The sequence below is a fragment of the Actinosynnema sp. NPDC049800 genome, assembly GCF_040656635.1.
GTDB lineage: Bacteria > Actinomycetota > Actinomycetes > Mycobacteriales > Pseudonocardiaceae > Actinosynnema.
On sequence record NZ_JBFAMT010000062.1, the window covers coordinates 42,882 to 51,355 of the forward strand.

Sequence of the window (8,474 nt, forward strand, 5' to 3'; positions counted from 1 at the left end):
GGTCATTCCCGTTCACGCTCCCTGAGTCGCGTCGTCGAGGTCGATGCCCTCGAACGCCATGCTGATGAGGCTTTCCGTGTCCATCTCGTCGATCGAGTCTGCGGCCGCCCCCGGACCGGCCTGGACCTGCCGATCGCCCGCCCCGCCCAGTTCGAGCAGGCTGTCGAGCAGCCCCGCGTCGCGCAGCCGGGTGAGCGGGATGGCTTGCAGGATGCGCCGGACCTGCTCCTCGTGCGCCCGCGCCTCGTCGGCGGCCTCGGGCGCCAGCTCGGCGCGCAGGAACTCCGCCAGCGCCCGCGGCGTGGGGTAGTCGAACACCAGCGTCGCCGGGAGCCGCAGGTCCGCCGCGGCGCTCAGGCCGTTGCGGAACTCGACCGCCGACAGCGAGTCGAAGCCCAGGTCGTTGAACGCCTGCTCCGGGTCGATCGCCTCCGGACCCCCGTGGCCCAGGGTCGCCGCGGCCTGCGTCCGCACCAGCTCCACCAACACCGCGAGCCGCTCGCCGTCGTCGTTCAGGCCTGTCAGCCGGTCCCGCCACCCGGACCCCGCCGCGTCACCGGTCACCCGGCGGGCACGGCGACGAACCAGGCCGCGCAGCAGCGGCGGCACGTCGTCCCCACCGGCGCCGGACAGGTCCAACCCGATCGGCACCAGCGCCGGGAGGTCGAGCGACACGGCGGTGTCGAACAGCGCCAGGCCGTCGTCGGTCGACAGGGCGTGCACGCCCGACCGCCGCATCCGCTGCACGTCGGCTTGACCGGTCATGCCGGAGTCGTCGGCCCAGAGACCCCACGCCAACGAGTGCGCCACCCGGCCGTTGGCCCGGCGGTGGGCCGCCAACGCGTCCAGGTAGGCGTTGCCCGCCGCGTAGCTGCCCTGACCGGGGTTGCCGAAGACACCCGCGGCCGAGGAGAACAGCACGAACGCCGACACGTCCCCGACCACCTCGTGCAGGTTCCACGCGGCGTCGACCTTCGGGCGCAGCACCCCGTCCACCCGTTCGGGCGTCAACGAGGCGATCACACCGTCGTCGAGGACGCCCGCGACGTGCACCACGCCGTCCACCGGGTAGGCGGCCACCAGCTCCGCCAAGGCCTCCCGGTCGGCGACGTCGCAGGCCACCAGTTCCGCCTTGGCCCCGGCCTCCGCCAACTCGGCCACGAGGTCGTGCGCGCCCGGCGCGTCCAGGCCGCGCCGACTCGTCAACAGCAGCTCGGTGACGCCGTGCGCGGTGACCAGGTGCCGGGCGACGAGCTTGCCGAGCGAACCCGTCGCGCCCGTCACCAGGACCCGACCCGAGAACGCCTGGCCGTCCGACTCCGACCCACGGGAGACCCGCGCCAACCGGGCCGCGTGCATGACGCCGTCACGAACGACCACCTGCGGCTCACCGGTCCCGAGGACGGCCGGCAGGTCGAGATCGGCGTCGGTGTCCACCAGGACGACCCGACCCGGGTTCTCCGACTGGGCCGACCGCACCAGGCCCCGGACCGCGGCGCCGGCGAGGTCCGTGACCTCGCCGAACGCCACCGCACCCCGCGTCACCACGACGAGCGAGGAGCCGTCGCCCCGCGCCAGCCAGTCCTGCACCTCGGCCAGGACGCGGGACACCTCGGCCCGCACCCCCGCCGGGTCCGCACCCGCCGCGCCGGCCTCCAGCACGACGGCGTCCGCGACCACCGGCCCCGACGCCGTGACCGGAGCCCACTCCAGCCGGAACAGCGACTCGTACGTCCCCGCACCGGCCGCGAGCTGTTCGGCCGACACGGGACGCATCGCCAGCGTGCCGACCCGGGCGACCGGCGCACCCGTGCCGTCCGCGACCAGCAGCGCGACCGCGCCCTCGCCCACCGGGGCCAACCGGACCCGCAGCCGCGACGCCCCGGCCGCGAACAACGACACCCCGGACCAGGAGAACGGCAGCATCGCGGGCGGCGCGGTCCCGCTGTCGTCACCGTCACCGGCCGCCATCCGGAGCGCGTGCAGCGCCGAGTCGAGCAGCGCCGGGTGCAGGCCGAACCGCGCGGCGTCCGCGCCGTCGGGCAACGCGACCTCGGCGTACACGTCGTCCCCGACCTTCCAGGCCGCCTTGAGCCCTCGGAACACCGGCCCGTAGCCGTAGCCCTGATCGGCCAGCTGCTCGTACGCGCCGTCGAGGTCGACCGGCCGCGCGCCGGCCGGCGGCCACTGCGCCAGGTCGAACGCCGGCGTGACGTCCTCCTCGGCCAGCTCGCCCACCGCGTGCAGCACCCACGGCACGTCGGCCTCTTCGGGACGCGAGTACACCGACACGGCACGCCGGCCGGCGCCGTCCGGCGCGTCCACCACGACCTGCAACGCGACTCCGCCGTTCGCCGGCAGCACCAACGGCGCGGTCAGCGTCATCTCCTCCAACACACCGCACCCGACGTGGTCACCGGCCCGGACGGCGAGTTCCACGAAGGCCGTGCCGGGCAGCAGCACCGTGCCGTGCACTTCGTGATCCGCCAGCCAGGGCTGCCGGTCGACGCCGAGCCGCCCCGTCAACACCACCCGTTCGGAGTCGGGCGACTCGATCACCGCACCCAGCAGCGGGTGCTCGGACACCACCAGTCCGGCCGACTTCACGTTGCCGATCTCGTCGGCGATCCAGGACTCGGCCAGGTAGTCCACCGTGTCCAGCCAGTACCGCTCGCGCTGGAACGCGTAGGTCGGCAGGTCCACCTTGCGGGCGTTGCTGCCCCTGAAGAACGCCGACCAGTCGACCGCCCCACCGGCGGTGTGCAGCCGGCCCAGGCCGGTGACCAGGGTGACCGCCTCGTCACGTCCCCTGCGCTGCAAGGCGATGCCGTCCTCGACCAGCGCGCTGAGCACGCCGTCCGGCCCGACCTCGACCATCCTGCTCACGCCCCGACCCCGCAGTTGTGTCACGGCGTCGTGGAAGCGCACCGCGTCGCGGACGTGCCGGACCCAGTACTCGGGATCGGTCACGTCGCCGGTCGTGGCGATCGGGATGGCCGGTGCGCGGAACGTCAGCTCGCCCACGACGGCGCGGAACTCGTCCAACATCGGGTCCATGAGGACCGAGTGGAACGCGTGCGACACCGACAACCGCTTCGACCGCTCGAACTTCGCGGCCACTGCCAGCACCTCGGCCTCGACACCCGAGACGACCACGGAATCCGGCCCGTTCACCGCCGCGATGCCCACGCCCTCCGTCAACAACGGCACCACATCCGCTTCGGTGGCCTTGATCGCCACCATCGCGCCGCCCTCGGGCAACGCCTGCATCAGACGCGCACGCGCCGACACCAACCGACAGGCGTCCGTCAGGGACAGCACCCCGGCCACGTGGGCAGCGGCGATCTCGCCGATCGAGTGGCCGGCGAGCATGTCCGGCCGCACGCCCCACGACTCCAACAAGCGGTAGAGCGCCACCTCGAACGCGAACAACGCAGGCTGCGTGAACTCCGTGCGGTCCAACCGCCCCGCGTCCTCACCCCACATCACGTCCCGCAACACCGGGTCAAAGCCCGCGAGCACCTCAGAGAACGCACCCGCGAACACCGGGAACGCCACCGACAACTCACGACCCATCCCGAGCCGCTGCGAACCCTGCCCCGTGAACAAGAACGCCGTCCCACCACCGGAACGCGCCACCACCGGCACGACATCCGCCAGACCACGCACCAACTCGTCCCGATCCCGACCGACCACCACCGCCCGGTGCTCGAACACCGAACGACCAGCCAACGACAAGCCGACGTCCACCGGCCGGACATCAGCGCCCACGAACGACGCCAACCGCACAGCCTGAGCACGCACCGCCTCGGCCGAACGACCCGACAGCACCCACGGCACCACCGGCAGCTCGACACCGGTGTCGCCCGCGTCCACCGCCACCGGTTCCTCGACGATCACGTGCGCGTTCGTGCCGCTGATCCCGAACGACGAGATCCCCGCCCGACGCGGGTGCCCGTTCGACGGCCACTCCCGCGCCTCGGTCAGCAACCGCACGTTGCCCGCCGCCCAGTCCACGTGCGGCGAAGGCTCGTCAACGTGCAGCGTCTTCGGCATCACGCCATTCCGGATGGCCTCGACCATCTTGATGATCCCGGCAACACCGGCCGCGGCCTGCGTGTGACCGATGTTCGACTTGATCGACCCCAACCACAACGGCGCGTCCTCGGCGCGGTCCTGACCGTAGGTGGCCAACAACGCCTGCGCCTCGATCGGGTCACCCAGCGTCGTGCCGGTGCCGTGCGCCTCCACCAAGTCGACGTCGGCGGTCGTCAGCCCGGCGTTCGCCAACGCCTGCCGGATCACCCGGCGCTGGGACGGGCCGTTCGGGGCGGTGAACCCGTTCGACGCGCCGTCCTGGTTGATCGCCGTGCCACGGACGACCGCCAGCACGCGGTGCCCGTTGCGGCGGGCGTCCGACAGCCGCTCGACGAGCAGCACGCCGACGCCTTCGGCCCAGGCGGTGCCGTCCGCCGCACCGGCGAACGACTTGCACCGACCGTCCGGCGACAGCCCGCGCTGACGGCTGAACTCCACGAACACCTCGGGCGTCGCCATCACGGCCACACCGCCGACGAGGGCGAGCGAAGCCTCACCGGACCGCAGCGCCTGGACGGCCCAGTGCAGCGCCACCAGTGACGACGAGCACGCCGTGTCCACCGTGACCGCGGGCCCTTCCAGCCCCAGCGTGTAGGAGACGCGGCCGGAGGCGACCGCGCCCGTGCTGTTGTTGGCCGGGTAGTCGTGGTACATCATCCCCGCGAACACACCGGTATCGCTGCCACGCAAGGAAACCGGGTCGATACCCGCCCGTTCGACCGCCTCCCACGACGCCTCCAGCAACAACCGCTGCTGCGGATCCATCACCAACGCCTCGTTCGGGCTGATCCCGAAGAACGCCGGGTCGAACTCCGCCGCCCCGTACAGGAAGCCACCCTCACGGGTGTACGTCTTGCCCGTGACACCGGGCTCCGGGTCGTACACGCCTTCGACGTCCCAACCACGATCCGTCGGGAACCCGCCCACCGCGTCCACACCGTCCGCCACCAACCGCCACAGGTCCTCCGGCGACGACACACCGCCCGGGTAGCGGCAGGCCATGCCGACGATCGCGATCGGCTCGTCGGTCACCGACGTCGTCGCCACGACCGCCCGCGCGCGCTCACCCGTGCCGGACATCTCGCCGAGCAGGTGCTCCGCCAGCGCGAACGGCGTCGGGTAGTCGAAGACCAGGGTCGCGGGCAGCACCATGTCCACCGCGGCGCTCAGGCCGTTGCGGAACTCGACCGCCGACAACGAGTCGAAGCCCAGGTCGTTGAACGCCTGCTCCGGGTCGATCGCCTCCGGACCCGCGTGCCCCAAGGTCGCCGCGGCCTGCGTCCGGACCAACTCCACCAACACCGGGAGCCGCTGCTCCTGCGCCAACCCCGCCAACCGCTCACGCCACACCGACGAACCGCCGGCCACTCGGCGGGCACGGCGACGAACCAGGCCGCGCAGCAACGGCGGCACGTCGTCACCGGCGCCGGACAGGTCGAGGTCGATCACCACCAGCGCGGGCGCGTCCACGGCGGTTCCGGCGTCGAACAACGCCAGACCACGTGCCGCGGACAGGGCGAGCACACCGGTCCGCCGGATCCGCTCGACCTCCGCCGCACCGCCCATGCCGGCCTCGTCCGCCCACAGGCCCCAGGCGAGCGACTGCGCCGCCAGCCCGTTCGCCCGGCGGTGGGCCGCCAACGCGTCCAGGTACGCGTTGCCCGCCGCATAACTGGCCTGACCCGGGTTGCCGAACACGCCCGCGGCCGAGGAGAACAGCACGAACGCCGACACGTCACCCACGAGCTCGTGCAGGTTCCAGGCCGCGTCCACCTTCGGACGCAACACCCCGTCCACCCGTGCGGGCGTCAACGAGGCGATCACCCCGTCGTCCAACACACCGGCGACATGCACGACGCCATCGACGGGACGCCCGGCCAGCAGCCCGGCCAGTGCCTCCCGGTCGGCCACGTCGCAGGCCACCAGCTCGACCTCGGCGCCGGCCTCGGCCAACTCGGCCACCAGCTCGGGTGCCCCCGGGGCAGCCAGGCCGCGTCGACTCGTCAACAGCAGGTCGGTCACGCCGTGCGCGGTGACCAGGTGCCGGGCGACGAGCTTGCCGAGCGAACCCGTCGCACCCGTCACCAGGACGCGACCCGAGAACCGCGCCTCGGACCCGGCTTCCGCCACCCGCGCCAACCGGGCACCGTGCATGACGCCGTCCCGCACGACCACCTGCGGCTCGCCGGTGCCGAGAACGGCGGCCGCGTCGAGATCGGCGTCGGTGTCCACCAGGACGACCCGACCCGGGTTCTCCGACTGCGCGGACCGCACCAGGCCCCACACCGCGGCACCGGCCAGATCCGTGACGTCACCGAACGCCATCGCACCTCGGGTCACGACGACCAACGACGAGTCGTCGCCCCGCGCCAACCAGTCCTGCACCTCGGCCAGGACCCGCGACACCTCAGCCCGCACCCCCGCAGCGTCAGCCCCCGGCGCACCGGCCTCCAGCACCACGGCATCCACCGACACCAGGGACGTCGATACCGGAGACGCCGACACCGGGGACCACTCCACCCGGAACAACGACTCCGCGGCCGACGAAGCCAGCTGGTCCGCCGACACCGGGCGCAATGCCAACGACGCCAACGACGCGACCGGCGCGCCATCGGCGTCCGCGAGCTGCAACGTCACCGCGCCCTCGCCGGCCGGGCTGATCCGGACGCGCACCCGACCGGCCGCGACGGCGTGCAGCGTGACCCCGGACCAGGAGAACGGGAGCACGGTCCGCCCACCGCCCCGACCGGCGAGACCGATCGCGTGCAGGCACGAGTCCAGCAGCGCGGGGTGGATCCCGAACGCCGAGCCGTCCACGTCCTCCGGCAGGGCCACGTCGGCGAACACGTCGTCGCCGTGCCGCCAGGCGGACTTCAGCCCTTGGAACACCGGCCCGTAGTTCAGTCCCGCGTCGGCCAACGCGTCGTAGAGGCCGTCGACGTCCACCGGCTCCGCACCCGCCGGCGGCCACTGCCCCAGGTCGAACGCAGGAGCCGGGGTCCGCGCCGAGAGCACACCTTCGGCGTGCAGCGCCCACGGGGCGTCCGAGCCGCCCGCCCGCGAGTACACCGAGACCGCGCGTCGCCCGGCGCCGTCCGGCGCGTCCACGACCACCTGCACCGCCACACCACCGGTCGTCGGCAGCACCAGGGGCGCGGTCAGCATCAGCTCTTCGAGCGTGCCGCACCCCACCTCGTCACCCGCTTCGACCGCGAGCTCCACGAACGCCGTCCCGGGCAGCAGCACGCTGCCGAACACGTCGTGATCCGCCAGCCACGGCAGCGCGTCGACCGACAGCCTGCCGGTCAGCACCACGCCGTCGGACGCGGGCGACGGCACGACCGCCGAGAGCAACGGGTGCTCGACCTGCCCGAGGCCCATGGACGCCGCGTCAACGCCGGACCGCTGCTCGCGCAGCCAGTACCGCTCGCGCTGGAACGCGTAGGTCGGCAGGTCGACCTGCCGACCACGGCCGCTGAAGAACGCCCGCCAATCGACCGTTCCACCCGCCGTGGAGAACCGCCCGACAGCCGCGACCAGCGTCACGGCCTCATCACGTTCCCTGCGCTGCAAGGCGATGCCGTCGTCCACCAGTGCGCTGAGCACACCGTCCGGCCCCACCTCGACGAACCTGCTGACGCCCGCGTCCTGCATCCGCGTCACGGCGTCGTGGAAGCGCACCGCCTCGCGCACGTGCCGCACCCAGTAGTCCGGGTCGGTCACATCACCTGACGTGACCATCGGGATCCTCGGCTCCCGGAAGCTCAACTCCCCCACCACAGCCCGGAAGTCATCCAGCATCGGGTCCATGAGGACCGAGTGGAACGCGTGCGACACCGAAAGCCGCTTCGACCGCTCGAACCGGGCCGCGACCGCCAACACCTCGACCTCGTCGCCCGATACGACAACGGAATTCGGCCCGTTGACCGCCGCGATGCCCACTCCGGCCGTCAACAACGGCAGCACCTCGGCCTCGGCAGCCTTGACCGCCACCATCGCGCCACCCTCGGGCAACGCCTGCATCAGACTCGCCCGCGCCGACACCAACCGACACGCATCAGGCAACGACAGCACGCCCGCGACGTGAGCCGCCGCGATCTCACCGATCGAATGACCAGCCAAGAAGTCCGGCCGAACACCCCACGACTCCAACAACCGGTAAAGCGCAACCTCAAACGCGAACAGCGCAGGCTGCGTGAACTCCGTGCGGCTCAGACGCTCAGCGTCCTCACCCCACACCACCTCCCGCAGCGCCTGGTCGAACCCGGCCAACACCTCGCTGAACGCACCCGCGAACACCGGGAACGCCACCGACAACTCACGACCCATCCCGAGCCGCTGCGAACCCTGCCCCGTGAACAAGAACGCCGTCCCAC

At 72.4% G+C, this 8,474-nt stretch carries 1 protein-coding gene; it reads right to left on the reverse strand.

Annotation, left to right across the window (positions count from 1 at the left end; translation table 11 throughout):
• Positions 1–12: 12 nt before the first annotated feature.
• On the reverse strand, positions 13–8,474 hold an 8,462-nt coding region (locus AB0I91_RS38690), incomplete at its 5' end, for an SDR family NAD(P)-dependent oxidoreductase (RefSeq protein ID WP_499641286.1).